Consider the following 1,077-nt stretch of genomic DNA (forward strand, 5'->3'; position numbering starts at 1 on the left):
GTTTGCGTGTGATTTCAATCTCACTTGGTGTTTCAGTTGTTGGGGTATTTGGTGTTACCTTACCTGGTGTTGTTACTGGAACTTCAACAGCTGGTTTACCTGGTTCTGTAATCTTACCTGTACCTGGAACTTTACCGTCTGGTAATTCACTGTTTGGTACTTTACCTTTACCGTCTTCACCGATTGTTACGGTGATTGGGTTACCATCTTTACCTGGGATTTCTACCTTAGTTCCTGGTGGGAATGTTGAGCCATCTGGTTTCTTAGGTGTTACTGTAACGTCACCTGTCTTAGGATCTTGTTCAACATCTACTGTTGGTGTCTTACGAGCTGGTGTTGTTACATCTACTGGTTGTGATGGTTTCTTGTTCGGTTCTGTTACTGTTCCTGTACCTGGGACATCTTTCTTAGGAAGGTTGTCATTTGGCACTTCACCTGAACCGTTGTCGCCAACTGTTACTGTGATTGTAGTTGGGTTTCCATCTTTATCTTTACTTGGAATTTCTACCTTAGTTCCTGGTAGGTATGGTTTTCCATCTGGTTTCTTAGGCGTTACAACTGCATCACCATTTGGTTTGCGTGTGATTTCAATCTCACTTGGTGTTTCAGTTGTTGGTGTTTCTGGTGTTACCTTACCTGGTGTTGTTACTGGAACTTCAACAGCTGGTTGACCTGGTTCTGTAATCTTACCTGTACCTGGAACTTTATCGTCTGGTAATTCGCTGTTTGGTACTTTACCTTTACCGTCTTCACCGATTGTGACTGGGATTGGCTTACCATCTTTACCTGGGATTTCTACCTTAGTTCCTGGTTTGTATGTTGAGCCATCTGGTTTCTTCGGTGTTACTGTAACGTCACCTGTCTTAGGATCTTGTTCCAACTCTACTGTTGGTGTCTTTTGAGCTGGTGTTTCTGGTGTTACCTTAGCTGGTGTTGTTACTGGAACTTCTACAGCTGGTTGACCTGGTTCTGTAATCTTACCTGTACCTGGAACTTTATCGTCTGGTAATTCGCTGTTTGGTACTTTACCTTTACCGTCTTCACCGATTGTGACTGGGATTGGCTTACCATCTTTAC

1 pseudogene is annotated in these 1,077 nt (G+C 43.2%); it reads right to left on the reverse strand.

The features are described 5' to 3' along the window. Positions 1-1,077, reverse strand: a pseudogene (locus QM928_RS09925) (YSIRK signal domain/LPXTG anchor domain surface protein); the annotation flags it as partial.

This window comes from Streptococcus infantis (assembly GCF_047460405.1).
Lineage (GTDB): Bacteria > Bacillota > Bacilli > Lactobacillales > Streptococcaceae > Streptococcus > Streptococcus infantis_Q.